General features: G+C 59.5%; 19 protein-coding genes and 1 tRNA gene. 6 read left to right on the top strand and 14 right to left on the bottom strand.

The features are described from left to right. Together rfbD and rfbB are read right to left on the bottom strand one after the other, a co-directional pair. The gene (gene rfbD / locus GYN01_RS15625; protein WP_048400735.1) at window positions 1-891 is read right to left on the bottom strand and encodes a dTDP-4-dehydrorhamnose reductase; all 891 of its coding nucleotides are present in this window, start codon (window positions 889-891) and stop codon (window positions 1-3) included. Further along, entirely contained in the window at window positions 888-1,970 is a 1,083-nt protein-coding gene (gene rfbB, locus GYN01_RS15620; protein ID WP_048364665.1) for a dTDP-glucose 4,6-dehydratase, read from the bottom strand. Before rfbB ends, rfbD begins: the two co-directional genes overlap by 4 nt. A gap of 324 nt (window positions 1,971-2,294) precedes the next feature. Between rfbB and aguA the strand changes: the two genes are divergently transcribed. Continuing rightward, on the top strand, window positions 2,295-3,404 hold the full coding sequence (gene aguA / locus GYN01_RS15615; protein ID WP_048364664.1) for an agmatine deiminase: 1,110 nt from the start codon (window positions 2,295-2,297) through the stop codon (window positions 3,402-3,404). 229 nt (window positions 3,405-3,633) lie between these two features. Continuing rightward, window positions 3,634-3,834: a hypothetical protein gene (locus tag GYN01_RS15610; protein ID WP_048400732.1), complete on the top strand. Its 201-nt coding sequence runs from the start codon at window positions 3,634-3,636 to the stop codon at window positions 3,832-3,834. A 78-nt stretch (window positions 3,835-3,912) separates the two neighbouring features. Here GYN01_RS15610 and GYN01_RS15605 read toward each other — a convergent pair whose 3' ends face one another. After that, window positions 3,913-5,985: a TonB-dependent receptor gene (locus GYN01_RS15605; protein WP_203307411.1), complete on the bottom strand. Its 2,073-nt coding sequence runs from the start codon at window positions 5,983-5,985 to the stop codon at window positions 3,913-3,915. Between the two features lie 261 nt (window positions 5,986-6,246). Between GYN01_RS15605 and GYN01_RS15600 the strand changes: the two genes are divergently transcribed. Together GYN01_RS15600 and GYN01_RS15595 are read left to right on the top strand one after the other, a co-directional pair. Then, the gene (locus tag GYN01_RS15600) at window positions 6,247-6,945 is read left to right on the top strand and encodes a DsbA family protein (RefSeq protein WP_203307410.1); all 699 of its coding nucleotides are present in this window, start codon (window positions 6,247-6,249) and stop codon (window positions 6,943-6,945) included. 247 nt (window positions 6,946-7,192) lie between these two features. After that, window positions 7,193-8,476 carry an OprD family porin gene (locus tag GYN01_RS15595; protein WP_048364660.1) on the top strand — a complete coding sequence of 428 codons (1,284 nt, stop codon included), beginning with the start codon at window positions 7,193-7,195 and terminating at the stop codon, window positions 8,474-8,476. An 87-nt stretch (window positions 8,477-8,563) separates the two neighbouring features. Here GYN01_RS15595 and GYN01_RS15590 read toward each other — a convergent pair whose 3' ends face one another. The 7 genes from GYN01_RS15590 to GYN01_RS15560 all read right to left on the bottom strand — a co-directional run bounded on the left by GYN01_RS15590 (window position 8,564) and on the right by GYN01_RS15560 (window position 15,451). Beyond that, window positions 8,564-9,415, bottom strand: a complete 852-nt coding sequence (locus GYN01_RS15590) for an alpha/beta hydrolase (RefSeq protein WP_203307409.1) — start codon at window positions 9,413-9,415, stop codon at window positions 8,564-8,566. Beyond that, window positions 9,415-12,015, bottom strand: a complete 2,601-nt coding sequence (locus GYN01_RS15585; protein WP_053076021.1) for an autotransporter family protein — start codon at window positions 12,013-12,015, stop codon at window positions 9,415-9,417. Before GYN01_RS15585 ends, GYN01_RS15590 begins: the two co-directional genes overlap by 1 nt. Before the next feature lie 382 nt (window positions 12,016-12,397). After that, window positions 12,398-12,871 carry a hypothetical protein gene (locus GYN01_RS15580; protein WP_203307408.1) on the bottom strand — a complete coding sequence of 158 codons (474 nt, stop codon included), beginning with the start codon at window positions 12,869-12,871 and terminating at the stop codon, window positions 12,398-12,400. Between the two features lie 26 nt (window positions 12,872-12,897). Continuing rightward, window positions 12,898-13,098 carry a hypothetical protein gene (locus GYN01_RS15575; RefSeq protein ID WP_203307407.1) on the bottom strand — a complete coding sequence of 67 codons (201 nt, stop codon included), beginning with the start codon at window positions 13,096-13,098 and terminating at the stop codon, window positions 12,898-12,900. A 146-nt stretch (window positions 13,099-13,244) separates the two neighbouring features. Continuing rightward, a tRNA-Thr gene (locus tag GYN01_RS15570) sits at window positions 13,245-13,320 on the bottom strand. 72 nt (window positions 13,321-13,392) lie between these two features. Beyond that, entirely contained in the window at window positions 13,393-14,784 is a 1,392-nt protein-coding gene (locus GYN01_RS15565; protein ID WP_203307406.1) for a heavy metal sensor histidine kinase, read from the bottom strand. Next, window positions 14,777-15,451 carry a heavy metal response regulator transcription factor gene (locus GYN01_RS15560; protein WP_048364648.1) on the bottom strand — a complete coding sequence of 225 codons (675 nt, stop codon included), beginning with the start codon at window positions 15,449-15,451 and terminating at the stop codon, window positions 14,777-14,779. Before GYN01_RS15560 ends, GYN01_RS15565 begins: the two co-directional genes overlap by 8 nt. 135 nt (window positions 15,452-15,586) lie before the next feature. Here GYN01_RS15560 and GYN01_RS15555 point away from each other — a divergent pair, with 135 nt between their 5' ends. Together GYN01_RS15555 and uraH are read left to right on the top strand one after the other, a co-directional pair. Then, window positions 15,587-16,066: a GlcG/HbpS family heme-binding protein gene (locus tag GYN01_RS15555; protein WP_048364647.1), complete on the top strand. Its 480-nt coding sequence runs from the start codon at window positions 15,587-15,589 to the stop codon at window positions 16,064-16,066. 24 nt (window positions 16,067-16,090) lie between these two features. After that, a complete protein-coding gene (gene uraH / locus GYN01_RS15550; RefSeq protein WP_048364646.1) occupies window positions 16,091-16,501 on the top strand; it encodes a hydroxyisourate hydrolase in 411 nt (136 codons plus the stop codon). On the opposite strand, the gene GYN01_RS15545 is transcribed toward uraH, so the two are convergent. From GYN01_RS15545 to GYN01_RS15530, 4 genes are read right to left on the bottom strand one after another with little or no spacing between them, the layout of a single operon-like run. Continuing rightward, window positions 16,464-17,735 (bottom strand): methyltransferase, encoded by a 1,272-nt coding sequence (locus GYN01_RS15545; protein ID WP_203307405.1) that lies wholly within the window; start codon window positions 17,733-17,735, stop codon window positions 16,464-16,466. The genes uraH and GYN01_RS15545 overlap by 38 nt on opposite strands. Further along, window positions 17,716-18,405, bottom strand: a complete 690-nt coding sequence (locus GYN01_RS15540) for an ABC transporter permease (protein ID WP_048364644.1) — start codon at window positions 18,403-18,405, stop codon at window positions 17,716-17,718. Before GYN01_RS15540 ends, GYN01_RS15545 begins: the two co-directional genes overlap by 20 nt. Continuing rightward, complete coding sequence (locus GYN01_RS15535) at window positions 18,405-19,097, bottom strand: ABC transporter permease (RefSeq protein ID WP_048364643.1); 693 nt, start codon at window positions 19,095-19,097, stop codon at window positions 18,405-18,407. The genes GYN01_RS15540 and GYN01_RS15535 overlap by 1 nt, the downstream gene beginning before the upstream one ends. Window positions 19,098-19,155: 58 nt before the next feature. Then, complete coding sequence (locus GYN01_RS15530) at window positions 19,156-19,911, bottom strand: ABC transporter substrate-binding protein (RefSeq protein ID WP_048364642.1); 756 nt, start codon at window positions 19,909-19,911, stop codon at window positions 19,156-19,158. Between the last annotated feature and the right edge of the window lie 4 nt (window positions 19,912-19,915).

The following is a 19,915-nucleotide window of genomic DNA, read 5'->3' as shown; positions in this document are numbered from 1 at the left end:
TTAACCTTGCTCGGCCAGGCACTCGCGCAGCGCGGTGTGCCAGTCGGGTTGCGTGACATGCCATTGATCTGCAAGACGGCTGCAATCGAGGCGTGAGTTGAGCGGGCGTTTGGCCGGGGTCGGGTAGGCACTCGACGGGATGGCTTGGAGCAGCGCACACGGTTTGTCCATCGCCAGCAGTTGTTCGCCAATGGCTTGAGCAAACCCGAACCATGAGGTTTCTCCGCGGGCGGTGAGGTGATACGTACCCCAGGCTGCGGCTGCACCTGCCTGCCAACGCTCAATCAACTGGCGCGTGCTGTGGGCAATAGTGCCGGCCCACGTGGGCGCGCCAATCTGGTCAGCCACAATGCGCAGTTCAGGCTTTTCTTGCAGCAAGCGCTGCATGGTCAGCAGGAAGTTTTTGCCGTGGGAGGAGTACACCCAACTGGTGCGCAGAATCAGATGGTCACAACCGGTTGCAGCAATGGCTTTTTCGCCCAACAGCTTGCTTTGGCCGTAGACGTTCAACGGGTTGGTTGCGTCGTCTTCGGTGTAGGCGCCTTCTTTTGTGCCATCGAACACGTAGTCCGTGGAGTAGTGGATCAACGGAACGCCCAGTTTTTTGGCTTCTTCAGCAAAGATGCCAGGCGCTGTGGCGTTGATCGCATTGGCCACCTCGGGCTCGCTTTCGGCCTGATCCACGGCCGTGTAGGCGGCCGCGATGATGATCAGGTCGGGCGCGTGAGCCTGAACCTGCGCCCGGATGTGTTCGGGTTGGCTGAGGTCCAGTTCATCGCGCCCCAGCACCACCAGCTCGCCCAAATCAGCAAGACGGATTTGCAGTTCACGTGCGACTTGACCGGTTTTACCGCTGATCAGAATTTTCAATTTTGGCGAGCCCGTGTTCATGCAATCAGGTCTTTAGGTTCTGTAAAGCCTAGACGCTCACCTTGGTAGCTGCCGTCCTGAACGCGTTTGCACCACTCCAGGTTGTCCAGGTACCACTGCACGGTTTTGCGCAGGCCGGTTTCGAAGGTTTCTTCAGGCACCCAGCCCAGCTCGCGTTCGATCTTGCTGGCATCGATTGCATAGCGCTGGTCGTGGCCCGGACGGTCTTTGACGAAGGTGATCAGGTCTGCGAACTGTGCAACGCCAGCCGGACGCTGTGGCGCCAGCTCTTCGAGCAGGGCACAGATGCCGCGCACTACGTCGATGTTCTTCTGCTCGTTGTGGCCGCCAATGTTGTAGGTCTCGCCCACAACACCTTCGGTCACGACTTTGAGCAAGGCGCGGGCGTGGTCTTCGACGAACAGCCAGTCACGCACTTGCAGGCCGTTGCCGTACACCGGCAGCGGTTTGCCCGCCAGGGCATTGAGAATCACCAGCGGGATCAGTTTTTCCGGGAAGTGGAACGGCCCGTAGTTGTTGGAGCAGTTGGTCAGCAACACCGGCAGGCCATAGGTACGGTTCCAGGCGCGCACCAGGTGGTCCGAAGCCGCTTTAGAGGCCGAGTACGGCGAGCTTGGCGCGTAGGGCGTGGTTTCGGTGAACAGGTCGTCGACGCCGTGCAGGTCGCCATACACTTCGTCAGTGGAAATGTGGTGGAAGCGGAACGCACTTTTTGCCGGTTCTGCCAGTGTGAGCCAGTACGCACGGGTGGCTTCCAGCAAGCTGTAAGTGCCCACGATGTTGGTCTGGATAAAGTCCGAAGGTCCGTCGATCGAACGGTCAACGTGGGACTCGGCCGCCAGGTGCATGATGGCCTCTGGCTGGAAGCGTGCGATGACAGCGCTGACGGTGGCCTGGTCGATGATGTCGGCCTGCACAAATTCGTAACGGGTGTCGGTGGCAATGCTTTGCAGCGATTCCAGGTTACCGGCGTAGGTCAACTTATCGAGGTTGAGCACTTCGTGCCCGGTGTTCTGGATCAGATGACGGATCAGAGCCGAACCAATAAAACCGGCGCCGCCGGTGACTAAAATGCGCATATGGATATTCCTTGTTCCCTGACGGACTTAAAACGTTTGGCGCATAGCTTGTGGGCATGCGCGAGGCGGTGCAAGTGCAAGTGTGCGCCCGCCCTCGTTGCGTGAAAGGCTGAGCGAGAGGCGCTACGCTGTTTTATCGATTTATATCGGTAAAATTATTCATTTTTAGCGGCCGTTTCTCTGAAATGGTTTTTAATATGGATATTTATCGTCTATAAGGCGGTGGCGTGTTGACGTGCCCCTGTCCCGCGTCCACTGTTCTTTCGCCGCTGGCCGCCCAATGGCTCAATCAAACCTCGACGGATTTTTGGAGTCCTGATTTAAATGACCACTCTTTTGCACAGTTCGCCCCGCGCTGACGGTTTTTACATGCCGGCCGAATGGGCGCCACAGACCCAAACCTGGATGATCTGGCCTGAGCGCCCGGACAACTGGCGGTTAGGCGCCAAGCCCGCGCAAGCTGCGCATGTGGCCGTGGCCAAGGCGATTGCCCGGTTTGAACCGGTGACCGTGTGTGTGTCGGCGCAGCAGTACGAAAACGCCCGCGCTCGCCTGGATGTGCCCAATATTCGGGTGGTCGAGATGTCCAGCGATGACGCGTGGGTGCGTGACAGCGGCCCGACGTTCGTGATCAACGACAGCGGCGAAGTGCGCGGTGTGAACTGGGATTTCAACGCGTGGGGCGGCTTTGACGGCGGTTTGTATGCGCCGTGGAATCGCGACCGGCAGGTGGGCAGTAAGGTGCTGGAAATCGAACGGTGCCCGCGTTATTACACCGAAGGCTTTGTACTCGAAGGCGGCTCGATCCATGTGGATGGCGAAGGCACGCTGATCACCACCGCCGAGTGCCTGCTCAACCGCAATCGCAATCCGCACCTGTCGCGTGAAGAAATCGAAGACGTGCTGCGCGCGCAGTTGGCCGTGAGCACCATCATTTGGTTGCCGGACGGCCTGTTCAACGACGAAACCGACGGTCATGTGGATAACTTTTGTTGCTACGTACGCCCAGGCGAAGTGTTGCTGGCCTGGACCGATGACGAGCGCGACCCCAACTACGCGCGCTGCCACGGCGCAATGAAAGTGCTGTCGGCCAGCACAGATGCTAAGGGCCGCCCGTTTGTGGTGCATAAAATGCCGATTCCGGGGCCGATGTACGCCACCCAGGAAGAGTGCGATGGCGTCGACAAAGTGGCTGGCAGCCAGGACCGTCACCCCTCGCAGCGTCTGGCCGGCTCTTACGTGAACTTTCTGATCGTCAACGGCGGCATTATTGCCCCCAGCTTTGATGACCCGATGGACGCCCAGGCCAAAGTCATTTTGCAAAACCTCTTCCCGCAGCACGAAGTGGTGATGGTGCCAGGGCGTGAATTGTTGTTGGGCGGCGGCAATATTCATTGCCTGACCCAACAGCAGCCTGCGCCACACAAGGCCTGATCTAGACACCTCCCCGCCGGATTGGCGAAATAAAAACCCGCCGTTCGCAAGAACGGCGGGTTTTTTGTTCCAGATCAAAAGGTTATTCGAAAAGTTGGTATAAATTTTGTAAAAGAGTTTGTTAAAAATCTTGAAGGGAGCCATGTCTGGGCACGTTGCGCGCTGCGCGGCGATGTTCTGTCACACACCTTGAGTACATTTGCCGCTCAAGTACCTGGAGAGCGCTGTCATGAACGTATTTTGCGAGCGAGGTTCGCGGCCACAATCGGTGAGTCGTGAGTCGCTTATCGTTCTGGCCAATTGGTTTAAACGCAAAGGACCCTGCAACAAGCCAGGCCAGTCTGCCTATCAGATTCTTCGCGAACGCTACCCGGCCGGGTTGTTCAGCGAGGCAGAATTGGAGGCCCTGTCGGGTGTATGGATGAGTTGAGCGGTAGTCGCTGGCACAGGCGGCGCCTTTCAGGGCTGCTGCGCAGCCTTCGCCAGCGACTTCAGGTGAGGGGGGGGGTCAGAAGCTGTACTTGCCCGTCACCACCAGGCTGCGGGGTTCGCCCGGCATGATTTGCGAACCGCTGGTGGCTGAAGCGTAGTAGTCACGGTCAGTCAGGTTGGTCAACGCGCCGCTGACTTCCCAGTCCTTTTCCCGATACCCCGCCAGAGCATCCCAACGGCCATAGCCCGGTAATACCACGGTGTTCTGGTTGTCGGCATAACGCTGACCCACCAGTGTCAGGCCGGTTTCGGCATACCAGCCCATTTCCGGTTTCCAGGTCAGGAACACATTGCCGTTGTGCTTGGCCACGCCATTGATGCGCTTGCCTTCGAAGCCGTTGTTGTCTTTGACCACGGTGGCGTCTTGCACGCCCACGCCGCCGCGCAAGTACCAGTTGCCGCCGAGTTTGCCGCTGGCCGTCAGCTCGATGCCGCGTGAACGTTGCAAGCCCGACAACAGGGTGATTTCCGGGTTTTCAGGGTCTTTGGTACGACGGTTGTAAAGCTCCAGCTCATACACCGCCAGCGTGGTGCTCAGGCGGTCGTCCATCCAGTCGCTTTTTACGCCAATTTCTTTTTGCTTGGTCAGTTCGGGGCTCAGGTCGTTGCTGTTGCCTGCGGCGCCCGGCGTGATACCGATCAAGCCACCGCCCACCGGGGAGAAGGTTTTGGTCCACGAGGCGTAGAACGAGTGATTGTGCAACGGGGTCCAGACCACGCCCAGACGCGGGCTGGTACCGTGGCTGTTGCGGGTTTCGGAGAGGTGTTTCAGGTTGCTGGTGGAGTCGACTTCAAAGCGGTCATGGCGCAAACCGGCCAGCACTTGCCATTGGTCGTTGAGGCGAATCTGGTCCTGTACATACAGGCCCTGGCTTTCGACTTCGGTGTGGTTGTCGCTGGAAATCAACATTGCGCCAGTAGGGCGCAGGCGGCGATCGGGGTTGTACAAGTCGACCCCCGGCACGCCCTTGGCGCTGTACAGCTTGGGATCACGCCTCTGGCTGCCCAGCTCCAGACCGGTGAGCAGACGATGCTCCAGGCCAAACGTTTCAAACCCGCCTTCGATTTCGAGGTTGTTGAAAATGTTGCGGGTGGTCATGTCCTGTTGCCAGCTTTGACGGTTGACCTTGCGGTTTTTGGCGTCGTAGCCGGTCAGGTAGGTGTTTTCGAACTGGCTGTCGAGTTTGAAGATGCCCAAGGTGTGGCGCAGTTGCCAGTTATCGCTTAACTCATAACTGAGTTTGGAGCGCAGGGTTTGGGTTTTGTCGTCGATGAAATCGTTTTGCCCGCCGTAGCTGGTGCCCCGGCTGACATCGGCAGGGCGCCCGCCAACGCTTGGAATACCACGATCCGGGGTGCGGTTGTAACGGCTGTATTCGTACTGCACCAACCAGTTCAGGTCGGGGGTGATTTGCCAGCTCATCGAGGGCGCGAACAGTTGGCGGTTGCCACTGACGTTGTCGCGGAAGCTGTTTTTGTCTTCGTTGCCCATGTTCAGGCGCAGGCTGAGGGTGTCGCTGGGGTCGACGCTGAGGTCGGCGTACAGGCTGCGCAAATCGTCCGTGCCGCCTTGGGCCTGAACGGTTGAGCGGCGCCCGAACTGCGGCATCTTGCTGACGCGGTTGATGATGCCGCCCTGGCTGCCCCGGCCATACAGCACTGCCGCCGGGCCTTTGAGCACCTCAATGCGTTCAATGTTGTGCAGGTCGCGCACGTACTGGCTGTCGTCGCGAATGCCATCCAGATAAAAATCGTTGCTGGCGTCAAAGCCGCGAATGCGCAGGCTGTCGAAACGGGTGTCTGCGGTACTGCTGACGTTGGGGATACCGCTCAAGGCTTGGCCAAGGCTGTTGATTCCGTAATCCAGCACGTTGCTGGTTTTGACCGAGTCGATGGCCTGCGGCACATAACGCGCCGGTGTCGAGGTGCGGGTTGCGGTGGTGACCTCTTTGACGCGCGGGTCATCCGCCTCGGCTTCAGCGGCATTGACCGAGGTTTCGGGAAGGGTGGTGGCAGCGCAGCTGAAACCGACGTACAGGCAGGCACACAGCCCCAGTTTGAGGGGTGTGAAGCGGCAGGGAGAACGCATGGTTGAGAAACTTCCGAGAAGGTTAAGGCGGGTTCTATTTTTTAGGGTGCGAATGGTAATAGTTCTTGTTAGTGGATGTTTATCATTACCAGCCGCTTCGCCGGAAAGTATGTTTCTAAATATTACTTAAACGTTAAACCGCCTATAAACACGGGATCTGCACGATCCGCGAAACACTCTAAACAGGATTCCAGCGTTTTTCTGGGCCTTCTGCGGCGCTAGTCTGCGTGCTGTTTTTACCTCTCCCTCTCGGAACTGTTCATGACCGCTGTTACAACCTTGCATTACATTTACGACCCTTTGTGCGGATGGTGCTACGGCGCCAAGCCCTTGATCGACGCAGCCCGCCAGACCTTGCCCGTGGTGGGTCATGGCGGCGGGATGATGACCGGCGCGCACCGGCGCCCGGTGTCAGCGCAATTGCGTGACTATGTGATGCCGCACGACCGGCGCATTGCCCAATACACCGGCCAGCCCTTCGGCCAGGCGTACTTTGAAGGCTTGCTGCGTGACACCACGGCGGTGTTTGACTCGGCCCCGCCGACCACGGCGGTGCTGGCGGCTGAACAGTTGGCAGGCCGCGGCCTTGAACTGCTGGGGCGCTTGCAGACCGCGCACTACGTCGAAGGCCGACGCATTGCGGATGAAGATGTGCTGATGGCTGTGGCCGCAGAAATGGGCCTGCAAGCCGATGAGTTTTTAGCGGCCTATGACGCGGTCAACGGAGCGCCCACGCAGGCACACTTCAAGGCCAGTCGCGGGATGTTGGCGCAGGTTGGCGGGCAAGGGTTTCCCACACTGGTGCTGGAGCGTGCGGGGCAGTACCAAGTGGTCGATTTGAACCCTTGGTTGGGCAAGCCCGAGGCGTTTGCAGCCTGGCTGCGACAACAGGACGCGACCCCGGGCAATGACGCTGCCAACCCGTCGCCCGCCTGCGGCCCGACGGGCTGTGATGCGTAATGCTGATGCGAGGGTCAAGCCTGCGCCAGACATTGGAAGATCAAAGAAGTTTCATCAAATTGACACCAAGATGTAACGGCGGCTAGGATTCCAGCCAACGCCTGTGGTGCTAAGCCATACACCAACTCTTTGAAAGGCCAGCATGAAACCCTCATGTCGGCCTTTTTTGTTTATGTGAAGCAACCACCACTCAATGTTTCAGCTTGAAACCCACAGCGCGCCTTTATCCAGCAATAAGGAAAATAATATGTTGAACAAACGGATAGGTCTTCTCGCTTTGGGCGTACTCAGTGCTACCCAGGCCATGGCTAACGATCAAGCTGACGCAAAAGGCTTTGTAGAAGACAGCCATCTGAATGTGCTGGCGCGTAACGCCTACATTAGCCGTGACTACAAAAACGGTGTGGACCGTAAAGCTGAGTGGGGCCAAGGCTTCCTCGGTACGTTCACCTCCGGTTTCACTCAGGGCACCGTGGGTGTGGGTGTGGATGCATTCGGCATCTACGCACTGCGTTTGGGCAGCGAGGGTAACCTCAGCGGCGCGGGCGGTATCGACTTCTTCAAAGTGGGCGATAGCGGCAAAGCGGCCAAAGACATTGCCAAAGCGGGCGCTGCGGTCAAGTTCCGCATCTCTAACACCGTGCTCAAGTACGGTGACCAAATGCCTGAGCTGCCGGTGCTGATGTATGACAGCTCGCGTCTGATGCCAGAAAGCTTCACCGGCACCTTGCTGACCTCCAAAGAAATCGACGGCCTGGAAATCAACGTCGGTCGCTTCACGGCGGAGTCGCGCAAGAGTGCTGAGGCCCGTGACAGCGGCGACCTGAAAAGCATCAACGTGTTCGGCGGCAGCTACAAGTTCACCGACAATTTCTCGGCCTCGCTGTACGCCTCCGACATGGAAGACGTGCTGCGCAAGCAATACCTGGGCATGACCTACGTGCTGCCACTGCAAGACAAACAGTCGCTGAAGTTTGACTTCAATGGCTACCGCACCCACGTCAACTCCGACTACGCGCGCGACGTGCTGGAAGTCGACGGCCAGGACAACAAGATCTGGAGCCTGGCGACCACTTACGCGTTTGGCGCTCACTCGCTGATCCTGGCGTACCAGCAAAGCACCGGTGAAATCGGCTACCCGTACGGCGGCTACCGCAACGCGGGCGGCGTGGGTGACGGTGGCAACACCATCTTGCTGGCCAACTCCTACTGGTCTGACTTCAACGCCAAGGACGAACGTTCGTGGCAAGCCGGTTATGGTTTTGACTTCGGTGCCGTGGGCATTCCGGGCCTGACCTACAACATCGCCTACGTGCGCGGCAGCAACATCGACGACGGTTCCGACCGTGGCCGTGGCACCGAGCGCGAAATCTACAACCAGGCCAAGTACGTTGTACAAAGCGGCCCGGTTAAAGACTTGAGCGTGCGGGTTCGCGGTTCCTGGTTGCGCGTGTCGAACAACGCCGACAAGTACAACAAAGAAGGTAACGAGTTGCGCGTGTTCGTTGATTACCCGATCAACGTGTTCTGATGCCACCGGCCTGTTGAACAGGCCGGACAGCTGAACGAAAAACGCCCCGAGCCGGATCACCGGTCGGGGCGTTTTTGCATGCGCCGTTCAGGGTTGGCACACGAGGGGTTGATTGCGCCACGTGCGCCATGCCTGCTCCAGCCCTTCGCCGTGGCGGGCGCCGGGTACCACGATAGACTGCACGCAGCGCGCCTCACCGAGTGCGCGCCGGTAGCGGTCGAGTAACGGGGGCGGCACCACCCGGTCTTCGCTGCCGACAAAATGACGCTGCTTCACTTGCGCCAGACGCTGGCGTTCATCCAGTGGCTCCAGCGAACCGGTCAACGGGCGCAGGTCGTGCAGCGCCACCCATTGGCGCGGGCTTAGATTGCCGGCCAGGGTTTGCACTTGCGCAATGTCATCGCGTCGGGAGGCGAGCAATAACGCCAACGCCGCGCCACCCGAATAGCCCACCAGCTCAAAGTCCTGATTGCCCAGCCGTGCTTTGATTTGATCCAGCGCGTGATCGAGGCTCGCCAGGACTTCGGGGCTGAAACGCCGGTCGGTCCACATCAGCGGTGTGCAGGCTTGGCTGCTGACAAACTGACACGGGCGCGCCAGGTACACACTGGGCGTGGGGTCGCTGAAGGCCAGTTTGGCCATCATCAGATTGAGTGGGCTGGGGTCCAGACTGGGTTGACGGGACGTGGCCCATGCATGGCCGTCACCTTCCAGATAAACCCGAAGGCGCGGTGAGACCGGTGCTGGCGAAGGCATGCCCAGCATCAGCGGGAAAGTGGGGGTGTGGATAACTTCAAGGTGTTGATGCCGGATCAAGGCTTGATCCTGCAACGCTTGCAGCGGCGACTGGCAGCCGCTGAGCAAGGCGCTGATCAACAGCGCCAAGCCTTGCAGCCAGACGCCAACCCGCGAGTGCGGGTTGAGGTCGGTACGGGTCATCAGAAGTCGTAACGCACTTTGGCCGAGAAGGTGTCGGCGTCGAAACCTGATTTGCCGACGTAGTCGTAGTTCAGGCCCACGGTCACAGCGCCCAGACGGTAGTCGGCGCCGATGCCGGCTTCGTAGCTGTTGCGCACGGCTTTGGCACCGCTGGTCACGAACGGCGTGTTGCCGAGGGTGAACGTCGAGGTGCTGCTGGCTTCGTCTGCCGCAAAGTCGTGGAAGGCCATCAGTTTGGCTTGCGGGGTGAGGGTGCCTTGGCCCAGCGGGTAGCTGGCCGCTACACGAAAGCCTGCGCCCAGTTCAGCCACTTCGTAGCGCTGGTCTTTGACTTTGAGCGCTGCCGAGGAGCCTTTTTCGCGGTAGCCATCGATGTCGACCAGGCTGTAGCGGGCGGCGACGCGAGGTTCGATCAGCAGGTCGGGGGTGATGTGGTAGGTGTAACCGCCGACCAGGTTCACGCCGAACAGGTTGCTGTCGTAATCGGCCTTGGCCTTGGTGTTACCGATGGTGCGCTGGCTGTCGTTGTCGTTCATGCCGTAGGTCAGCGCCGCGTCAACGAAGTAGTTGCCTTGCTCGAAACCGCCGTACAGCGTGAACGCGTGGCTATCGACTTCGGTTTTGCTGCCCGCCTTGCCGTTCACATCGGTGTTCAGGTAGCTGTACGCCAGACCCAGGGTCAGTTGATCGTTGACCTTGCCGTCAGCGCCGACCGCGATACCGCGGCTGTAGGCATTGAACCCGGCCACGCCATCACGCATACCCTGATTGGCGTCGCTGTACAGGGTTTGCACCCATACGCCGGTGTCTTTCAGGGTGTCACCGGAAGACAGGCCGCGACCGCCGCCGGTACGGTTGCCCGTCACGTTGCTGATCAACGATTGGCTGGTGGTCGCAGCTTGCGTCGCGCCGCCGTTGACTTCAGGTGCCAGTTGCTCGGCCAGTTTTTTCAACGCTTCAGGGTTGTTCGAGGCGTTGACGTAGTGCTGGAACAACGGGTCTTGCGGGCTCAACTGTGCCAGTTGGCGGGTGACTTCGGTGAAGGCGGCGCCAGCTTGCTGCGCGTTGTGCGAGCCGCCGATGTCAGCGATGACGTTGCCCACTTCAGCCGCGCCTTTGGCGGTGACTTTGCTCACGATCTGGTTGTTCTCAACCACGTAGCTGTCGACATTGAGCAACGAAGAGCTGCTAGTGACCGTCAGGCCGTTGTCTTGCAGGTCTTTGGCTTGAACCAGCGTGTAGGTGGTGCCATCGGCGCGGAAGTCGTTGCCTTTGGCGGCCAGTTGAATCTGCGAACCCTTGCCGAATTCAGCTGTGCCGCTCACGGCCAGTACCGCGCGGTTGGCGTCGGTGGCGCTGCTCAGGTTCAGGCCCAACGAGGAGTTGCCTGCCACGTACAGGTTGCCATCCAGCGTGGTGTGGGGCAGGCCGAGGTCCAGGTGCGCGGGCGCCGCCTGGCTGCCGACATCCATCCAGCCGCCATTTTTCATGCGGATATTGGCGCCATCGGCAGTGGTGTCGGTGCCGGTGAACGCGGCATTGCCGCTTACTTCGATCAGGCTCAGGTCGATCAGGTTACCGGTGGTCTTGCTGCCGTCACCCAGGGTCAAGAACACCCGGCCGTCGCTTTCCGAAGCGTCTACGGCTTCGTCTTGCGACACCAGGGTGCCGTTGTTGACCACGCGCAGCGCGCCGCCCTGATGGGCACCATCAATGTCGAAACCGCCGATCACAATGGCAGCGTCTTGCGCCTGAATCAGGCCATTGTTGACGATGTGCGCGTCTTCGCTGGCAAAGCTCACGCCATCGGCACGGATGCCTTCTGCATCTTCGCCAGTGGCAATGAGGGTGCCGTTGTTCTCGATGCCGCGCACGTCGGCGCGGTCATTGATGTTATTCACGCCGTTCCAGCGTTCGGAGCTGGTCACGTCGATGGCCGTGCTGCCTTCACCGGTCACCTGAATCAGGCCGTTGTTGATCAGGCGTCCGTCGAGTTGGCCGCCTTCCATTTGCAGGGCTTTGGCGTCAGTGCCTTGGGCGATGATCTGGCCCGAAGCGGTGTTTTTGAAATCGCCTTTAATGTGCGTCGAGCCGGAAATATAGACGGCACGGCTTACGTCGCGATAATCCACGCCCACCTCAGGATCGCCCTTGGCGCTCACCAAGCCTGCGTTGATCACATCACCGCCGACCACGGCCGGGTCGATCAACCAACCGGTGGAACCGTTGCCTTGGGAGCTGATGCTGCCTTTGTTGATCAGGTTGCCGCCGATCGTATTGTTGGCCCAGGCCACGTCCCCGTTCGAAGGGTTCGGGTTGTACCAACTGTCCATGTCGATGCCGCCCCCCGAGCTGTTGCTGGAGGTGATGGTGGCGTTGAACACCAGGTCTTTGGCGAAGTCCGACCCCAGCACGTGAATCGCTTCGGCATCGCGTTGGGTGTGATTCATCGCGCCGGTGATTTCGACGTTATCGCTGAACTGCTGGCGCTCAAGGGTCAGGCCCGCATCGGTCAGTTGCAGCGTTTGCGCGTAAACAGGCAGGGCGCAGGTGGTGATGGCGAGGGCAAGCAGGCTTTTACGGAATAGAACAGGGGACACAAATTCTTCCTTAAACATCGGCTGATAATCCAGGCGCTTCCATGCGTGATCTTTTCTGTGCCGGATGATGGCCAAGCGCCACGCATAAAAGCGCGGGAATAGTAAAGGAGGTGATGGCTAATTAACACTATTGAATGGCGATAACCATCTTCTGCGGCCTTGGGGGGGCGCGTGGATCAAGCCGCGCAAAGGTGAAAAGTGAGCGAAATTCAGCCTCTGGCCGCTGCTGCCAATACGGCACTGAACCGTTTGGCGGCCGCCTACACCGCAGAACGCCGCTTCGTGAGTTGCGCACACCTTTGATGGTGCTGGATTTACGCCGCCAAGCAGCCCGCTGAACGGGGCAGCCCGACTGGCCTGCGCTGGACATGGAAATGCGCCATCAGCTTACGTGCCAGGCCATTGCAAGAGGTTTGGCCATGCTCACTATCTTTGGGTGAGCGTCTATGGCGCGCAGTTTGCTTTTGAGTTTTTGCTTTAGATCGGCGAGATCGACGCGTGGTGGGCGGGCAGCCGGTTGTTCTATATGAACAATGACCTGGAGCCTTTCACAACGCAGCACAGCACTGCTCATGTTTTTTTCATCGATGGGCGTGTTGGCATGCAGCCTGGCGGGAAGCAGCGCAGCCAAGGTGCATAAGACTTTATTGACGATGGTTTCTGCTAACGCTGAAGGCTTGCCAGCCTCAGGATGGCGGTAGTCTTTGACTTCCACCATAAAGGCTATTTGGTCTGGCGATAGCACCAGAATGTCCACGGCTTGCAAGTGATCGCGCAGTTTGAGGAAGTGTTGCCTGTAAAAGGCCCATTCATCAAACTTGCTGGCTTGCCATGTGGCGGGGAAGGTGAAGGTCAAGCCGTCGACATCCAGTACCGGCAGGCTTAATCCTCCAGCGCCAGATAGCGGTCGGATTGCTGAAGACTTTCTTCCAGGGCGGTGATGTCGCCGATGTCATAAAGGCTGGCGCCTTGTTGCACAGTAATGCCGTTGTCACCGGCATGCAGGCCAAAGAAGGCGGTGTCGAGCGGCTTGTCGGCCAGCAATATTTCCAGCTCGCGGAGCATGTTGAGCTGCTTGAGCATAATGTCCCCGAGATAGAAACCTGCACTACATCGCATTGCTGCTCAGATGTAAGCCGTGCTGACAAACATAGCCGTTGCCCATCAGGACTTAAACCCCAGAAACAAAAAAGGCCCACCTTGCGGTGAGCCTCTTTCGGTGTTGCGTATGGTGCCGGCACCAAGAGTCGAACTCGGGACCTACTGATTACAAGTCAGTTGCTCTACCAACTGAGCTATACCGGCGTTATGGGCGACGAGTATACCCGGATGTTTGAGCTTGTAAACCCCTGATAACAGACTATTTTTCGAAGTCTTTCAGCAGGCGTTCGACGGGCTTGCAGGTTGGCGTAAAAACCTTAATTCAAACACGGTGCCTTGAGCGTCGCTGCGCACCTCTACGTCGCCGCCATGCAGTTGCATAATCGAGCGCACGATGGCTAAACCCAGCCCGCCCGAATCACCCGGTGCTGCCCGTGAGGGATCAACCCGGTAGAAACGGTCGAACAGTTTATCCAGGTGTTGCGGGTCAATCGCTGGGCCGATGTTATGCACGCCCACCCACTGATGATGGGGATCGCTGCGGCTGATTAATTGCACGTTTGAACCCGCTTGTGCATGGCGCACGGCATTGGCCATCAGGTTGCTCAGCGCCCGTTGTAGCAGGTGCAGGTCGGCCGTCAGCGATCCATGCAGTTGGTTGCCCAGGCGTAGCTGACGGTCTTCGGCCAAGGCTTCGAAGTAGTCGCACAGTTCGTCGCCCATCTCACGCAGGTTCAGTGATTGCAGGTTCAGCGGGCGTTGGCCGTGTTCGGCCCGGGCCAAAAACATCAGGTTTTCAGCCATGCGATTCAGGCGTTCGTATTCTTCGATGTTCGACGCCAATACGTCCTGATACTCGGCCGGGCTGCGCGACTGGTTCAGCGCCAGGCTGTTGCTGCCCAGCAAGTTGTGCAGCGGTGTACGGATTTCATGGGCCAGGTCGGCCGAGAACTGCGACAGTCGCTCAAAGCTACCTTCAAGGCGCATGAGCATGGCGTTGAGCGCCTGGAGCGGTTCTTTGAGTTCAGTGGGCACGTTATCCACAGGCATGCGCTGGTCGAGGCTGCGCGGGTTGATGCCGCGCATGGCCTGCGTTAGCTCGCGCAACGGTCGCAGCCCGCGACGTAATAACAACCAGCCCAGCCCCCACGCCAGCAACCCGCCCAGGATCACCGCTGCGTATAAACGCAGGCGATAGCTGGCGAGAATGTGTTCGCGCTCATCCAGGCGTTTGCCCACGATGATGCTCAAGCGTTCGCCCGCCGGGCCTTGTGCCCTACCGGCGAGCAAGGCCAGCGAGTCGAGGGTCTGGATGTCGTCCCGCGCAGGCGCCCGGTCCAGAGCAATGGGCTGCACCTGCGGCAGGACTTGCCGGTGCGGGTTGATGGCGATGACCTGACTGGCGTCCTGACGTTTGACCACCAGCACGCTGTCCTGATTGCCCAGCATGTTCTGATACAGGCGCGGGCGCGCTTGCAGGGCCGTGAGGCTGTCGCTGTCATGCAACAACGCACGCATCTGCTCCAGGCGCCCGAGCAGGGCCTGATCGTCGCGAAACGCCAGCTCCGCGGCCAGCGAGCGGTACAGAAATACCCCGATCACACTCAGGACCAGCGCGCAGGTCAGCGCAATCGCCAGTGCCAGACGCCAGGCAATGGATTTACTCATCCGCGGCTTCGAGTTGATAACCCACGCCGCGCACGGTGTGGATAAGTTTTGGCATGTACGGGTCGTCGACTTTGGAGCGCAGGCGGCGCACCGCGACTTCGACCATGTTGGTGTCGCTGTCGAAATTGAGGTTCCACACCTGGGAGGCGATCAAGGTGCGCGACAGCACTTCGCCTTGACGGCTGGCGAGCAACTGCAACAGGGCGAATTCTTTATTGGTCAGGCTGATGCGCTGACCGCCCCGGCTGACACGGCGGCGCAGTACGTCGATTTCTAGGTCGGCGATGCTGTAAGACTCGGCTTCACGCATGGGGCCACGGCGCAACAAGGTGCGCACGCGGGCCAGCAGTTCGGCGAAGGCGAAGGGTTTGAGCAAGTAATCGTCAGCACCCAGTTCAAGCCCGCGCACGCGGTCTTCGATGGCATCTTTGGCGGTCAGAAACAGCACCGGTGTCGCACCGCGCTGGCGAATCAATTGCAGCAATTGCCAGCCGTTAAGCCCCGGCAGCATCACGTCGAGGATGATCAGGTCGTAGTCTTGCTGCTCAATAAAATAACGCCCGTCCAGACCATTCAGCGCGACATCCACCGCAAAGCCTGACTCTTTGAGGCCCTTGGCCAAAAAATCGGCGGTCTTGGCTTCGTCTTCCACCACTAACAAACGCATCGCACACCTCAATCATTCGTCTGCACAGGCTAGGCGCCTTCGCGGGCATTGCCTATTACAAACTTGTAATCCAACTGACGGGGTTCTGACGAGGTGCAGCCGTTAAGGTGGCCTCATTCGTTCAGGAGCTTGCCCATGATGCTGAAAACCTTGCTGTCAGGCGTTGCCATGACGCTCGCCGTCACGGCCCATGCCGCGCCCACACTGGTGCGCCATGCCGATCTTGATTTGAGCACGGCGCGGCAATTGGCCGATGCCACGTTGCAGCACTGCACCGGCGCGTTAAGCGTGCTGGATCGCGGTGGCAATACGTTGGTGGCCCTGCGCCCGGAAACCGTGGGGCCACATAACTTATTGGCCAGTCAGCGCAAAGCCTATACCGCGCTGTCGACCAAAACCCCGACCCGATTGTTTGCCGAACGGGCACGCAATAACCCTGAAGCGGCCAACCTCAATTCCATCCCCGAACTGTTGCTGTTGGGCGGCGGTGTGCCGCTGTTTGCAGGCAGCGAGTTGGTGGGTGCCTTGGGCGTGGCCGGGGCTGGCGGGGCTGAGCAGGATGAAGCCTGTGCAGTGCAGGCCGCGCAAGCATTGGGCCTGACCATTACGCGTTAATTGTGATGACTTGGAGGATGAACGATGAAAACTTTACGCATGACCTTGGCCGCTGTGGGCCTTAGCGCTGTGTCCAGCCTGGCGCTGGCGGCGGCTAACCCCTTGAGCGTGCATGTGTTGAACCTTGAAAACGGCTTGCCGTCGCCGGGTGTCAACGTGACCCTGGAAAAACACGTCGCTCAAACGTGGCAGCCGCTGGCGCAGGGCGTGACCAACGAACAAGGACGAATCAGTGAACTGTTCCCGGCCAAACAGGCCCTGGAGGCAGGCGAATACCGCGTGGTGTTTAAAACCGGCGAGTATTTCAAAAAGGTTGGCCGCGACACATTCTTCCCGGAGATCCCGGTGATTTTTGAAGTGAAAAATGTCGAGCAGCATTACCACATCCCGCTGCTGCTCAGCCCCTACGGGTTCTCGACGTATCGGGGTTCGTAGGTTTCGCAGGTTGCTGCGCCAGTAGCATCAGGTTGCGCGGCGTCAGGTGGGTGTCGCAGAACTCACCCACTTGCACGTCATAGCCGTTTTCGCTCAGGTATAACGCCCGATCCAGCACCAGCCACAGCTCTAAGGGGCGTCTGAACAGGCCGCGTACCAGCTCCAGATTGCGCACTTGCGCCAGCCGTTGCCATCCCGCCGTCTCCAGCGCTGGCCAGTCTTCGGTGCCGGTTGTGGATAAGTTTTTCAGCGCCGCCAACGCCTCGCAATACAGCGCGAATGGCTTGTTCAGCCAGGTGCTGGGCAATGAGGGTGTGGATAAGTATTCATCACACTGCCGCACGTGGCGCTGCCACAGATCAAACCCCAAACGCCGCGCCATCGACTCGTCGCGTTGGCGGCGTACCCGTTCGCCTGCGGTCACGGTTTCGTTCATGGGCAAACTCAGATCGTCACGCGATAACCTCAAGCCCGAAGCGCGAGCGGCTGTGGATAACGGCTGGTAGTGCGTGGCGCTGATGCGGTTGTAGCAACAGGGCGATAGGGCAAGTTGTCCACAGCCTGCGGCGCTGGCCAGTTGCAGCAAGCGCACATGCAAGTCGCCACAGGCATGTAGCGCGACCGGGGTCATGTCGGCCGTGAGCTGCGAGGCGGCCTGAGGCAACAGCACATCTTGCTGCACATGCCGGGCATTGAGGGCGTGGCGCTGGCTGAGTTGCTGTCCGGCCTCAATCAGCGCGGGGTCGTACTCCAGGCACGTCAGTTGTTGCGCTTCGTTGACTAAACGGCGGCCCAGATGGCCTTTGCCTGCGCACCAGTCCAGCCAGTGCGTGGGCGTGCGGGTGAAGGTCAGGCATTGGGCGAACGCTTCGATCTGTTGCCATTTGCGCCCCGGCACGTCGACCTGCAGGCGCGGGGGGGCGCTTGTAACGGGCCGCGTGGTCAAGGCACCCACGGTGCTTAAGGCGTGCGAGGTGGCTGCCCATTCAGGGAACGGCGCCGGGGCGGGCAGATGGTAGGGGCGGTTGTGGCTGGCTTCGGCGTCTTGCAACGAACGCTGGCGCAACCACTGCGCCAGCTCGGGGTGGTGCGCCTCCCACGGCATATTCAGCGCAGTGAAGGGCCGTGGGCGCCACAGGTGCTGGTGCTGGCTTAAAAAGGCATCCAGTGCCTGGAAGCGGGCGAGCAATGACTCGCCGCGCAACACGCCTGGCTCACCGTCCTTGGCAGGCATCGACGCGCAACCAGCGCTCCAGCAGTTTGAAGCCCTGAATCAGCACAAACGACATCACCAGGTAGATCATCCCGGCAATCAGGAACATGTCCACGGTCTGATACGTACGCGCAATGATGGTGCGCGTCATGCCGGTCAGCTCAAGCAAGGTCACGGTGCTCGCCAGCGAGCTGGCTTTGAGCATCAGGATCACTTCGTTGCTGTAGGCCGGCAGACCGATGCGCGCAGCGCGTGGCATGACGATATGCACCAGGGTTTTGAAACGCGACATGCCCAGCGCGCGTGCGGCTTCGATCTCACCCGGCGGGATGGCCTGAATGGCACCGCGCAGGATCTCGGCAATGTAGGCCGCCGTGTGCAGGGTCATGGTGATGACCGCACACCAGAACGGGCTGCGCAAATAGGGCCACAACACACTCTCGCGCACCGCTTCAAACTGCCCCAGGCCGTAATAGACCAAAAACAGTTGGATCAGCAGGGGCGTGCCACGGAAGAAAAAGATGTACGCGTACGGCAATGAGCGCACGTACCACAGCTTGGACGAGCGGGCGATGCCCAGCGGGATGGCCACGATCAAACCGGCAATCACCGACAGCGCGGTCAGCTCCAGCGTCAGGGTCGCGCCCTGAATCAGCTTGGGCAGCCACTTGAGGAAGAGTTCCCACACCATTACGTTCTCCTCACGAAGCCGCGCGCCGCGCGTTTTTCAAGCACGTGCATCGTGCCCATGGCCAATACGGTCAGGCCCAGGTACATCACGGCGGCCACCATGTAGAAGGTGAACGGGTGTTTGGCGAAGGTCACGGCGTTTTGTGCCTGACGCATGATTTCTTCCAGACCAATGACAGACACCAGCGCGGTGTCTTTCATCAGGATCATGAACAGATTGCCCAAGCCTGGCAGGGCGATGCGCCACATTTGCGGCAGCACCAGCTTGGTAAAAATACGCGGTTTGGACAGGCCCAGGGCCAGCCCCGCTTCGCGATGGCCTTTTGGGATGGCCAAAATGGCACCGCGAAACACCTCGGTGGCATAGGCGCCAAAGCACAGGCCCAGTGCGATCACCCCGGCAGCGAAGGCGCTGAGGGTCAGCTCGGGCATGCCAATGACTTCGCCAAGGGCGCGCACGGCATTCACGCTGCCGAAGTAAATCAGCAACACCCACAAAAGCTCCGGCACACCACGTACCAGCGTCGAATAAGCACCGCCCAGCCAGCGCACGGGCTTGTAGGGCGAGGTTTTGGCCAGTGCACCGATCAGCCCGAGCACAAGGCCCAGACACAGCGCAGTGAGTGCCAGTTTGACGGTCATCAGCGCACCGGCGGCAAGCGCGGGGCCGAATCCGTATAAGTCGATAGTCATGGGTTAGGCAGGCTTTGCTAGGGACCGGCGGCGCCCGAAAGCGCGCCGGTCAGGCAGGTCAGTAGATGCTGAACGGGAAGTACTTGTCGTTGATCTTTTTGTACGTGCCGTCTTCAACGATCTGCTTGAGGGCCAGGTTCAGCTTGGCGCGCAGTTCGTTGTCGCCTTTACGCAGCGCGATGCCGACCTTGTCGTCTTCGTTGACCGGCTCACCCTTGAACTCGTAGGCCTGGCCCGCCGGGCTTTTGAGCCAGTCGAAGTTGGCGTACTTGTCTGCCAGCAACGCGTCTACACGGCCCGAGGTCAGGTCGAGGTAGGCGTTTTCCTGAGTGTCATACAACGAGATGGTGGCGTCAGTGCCCAGGTTGTCATCCAGCCAGGTCGCGGCCTGGGTCGAACGCTGGGTCCCCAGAGCCTTACCCTTCAAGGATTCAACATCTGTTTTGAAGTCGACTTTTTTAGGGGCGATGAACTGCTGCTTGTTGGAGTAGTACGGGTCGGTGAAGTCGACGGCCTGTTTGCGCTCGTCAGTGATCGACAGCGAAGACACGATGAAGTCGTACTTTTTGGCGTTCAGTGCCGGGATGATGCCATCCCAATCGGACGTGACGATTTCGCACTCGGCTTTCATCTTGGCGCACAAGGCCATCGCGATATCGGGGTCAAAACCGACCACTTCACCGCTGGCGTTTTTGTTATTGAACGGAGGGTAAGCCCCTTCAATGCCGACTTTGTACTTATCCACAGCCAGGGCGTTGGCGCTGAACACCAGCGTGGCGGCAGCGGCCAGAAGAAGCTTTTTATAGTTCTGCATGCGT

Origin of the sequence: Pseudomonas weihenstephanensis (assembly GCF_016812185.1) — a bacterium.
Taxonomy (GTDB): domain Bacteria; phylum Pseudomonadota; class Gammaproteobacteria; order Pseudomonadales; family Pseudomonadaceae; genus Aquipseudomonas; species Aquipseudomonas weihenstephanensis.
Note: the sequence above shows the minus strand (reverse complement) of the source record. Positions and strands in the feature narration are given on the sequence as shown.

What these genes read in the sequence shown, in the direction of transcription:
- rfbD (WP_048400735.1), bottom strand. Translation starts at nt 891, where the DNA reads ATGAACACGGGCTCGCCAAAATTGAAAATTCTGATCAGCGGTAAAACC.
- rfbB (WP_048364665.1), bottom strand. Translation starts at nt 1,970, where the DNA reads ATGCGCATTTTAGTCACCGGCGGCGCCGGTTTTATTGGTTCGGCTCTG.
- aguA (WP_048364664.1), top strand. Translation starts at nt 2,295, where the DNA reads ATGACCACTCTTTTGCACAGTTCGCCCCGCGCTGACGGTTTTTACATG.
- GYN01_RS15610 (WP_048400732.1), top strand. Translation starts at nt 3,634, where the DNA reads ATGAACGTATTTTGCGAGCGAGGTTCGCGGCCACAATCGGTGAGTCGT.
- GYN01_RS15605 (WP_203307411.1), bottom strand. Translation starts at nt 5,985, where the DNA reads ATGCGTTCTCCCTGCCGCTTCACACCCCTCAAACTGGGGCTGTGTGCC.
- GYN01_RS15600 (WP_203307410.1), top strand. Translation starts at nt 6,247, where the DNA reads ATGACCGCTGTTACAACCTTGCATTACATTTACGACCCTTTGTGCGGA.
- GYN01_RS15595 (WP_048364660.1), top strand. Translation starts at nt 7,193, where the DNA reads ATGTTGAACAAACGGATAGGTCTTCTCGCTTTGGGCGTACTCAGTGCT.
- GYN01_RS15590 (WP_203307409.1), bottom strand. Translation starts at nt 9,415, where the DNA reads ATGACCCGTACCGACCTCAACCCGCACTCGCGGGTTGGCGTCTGGCTG.
- GYN01_RS15575 (WP_203307407.1), bottom strand. Translation starts at nt 13,098, where the DNA reads ATGCTCAAGCAGCTCAACATGCTCCGCGAGCTGGAAATATTGCTGGCC.
- GYN01_RS15565 (WP_203307406.1), bottom strand. Translation starts at nt 14,784, where the DNA reads ATGAGTAAATCCATTGCCTGGCGTCTGGCACTGGCGATTGCGCTGACC.
- GYN01_RS15560 (WP_048364648.1), bottom strand. Translation starts at nt 15,451, where the DNA reads ATGCGTTTGTTAGTGGTGGAAGACGAAGCCAAGACCGCCGATTTTTTG.
- GYN01_RS15555 (WP_048364647.1), top strand. Translation starts at nt 15,587, where the DNA reads ATGATGCTGAAAACCTTGCTGTCAGGCGTTGCCATGACGCTCGCCGTC.
- uraH (WP_048364646.1), top strand. Translation starts at nt 16,091, where the DNA reads ATGAAAACTTTACGCATGACCTTGGCCGCTGTGGGCCTTAGCGCTGTG.
- GYN01_RS15545 (WP_203307405.1), bottom strand. Translation starts at nt 17,735, where the DNA reads ATGCCTGCCAAGGACGGTGAGCCAGGCGTGTTGCGCGGCGAGTCATTG.
- GYN01_RS15540 (WP_048364644.1), bottom strand. Translation starts at nt 18,405, where the DNA reads ATGGTGTGGGAACTCTTCCTCAAGTGGCTGCCCAAGCTGATTCAGGGC.
- GYN01_RS15535 (WP_048364643.1), bottom strand. Translation starts at nt 19,097, where the DNA reads ATGACTATCGACTTATACGGATTCGGCCCCGCGCTTGCCGCCGGTGCG.
- GYN01_RS15530 (WP_048364642.1), bottom strand. Translation starts at nt 19,911, where the DNA reads ATGCAGAACTATAAAAAGCTTCTTCTGGCCGCTGCCGCCACGCTGGTG.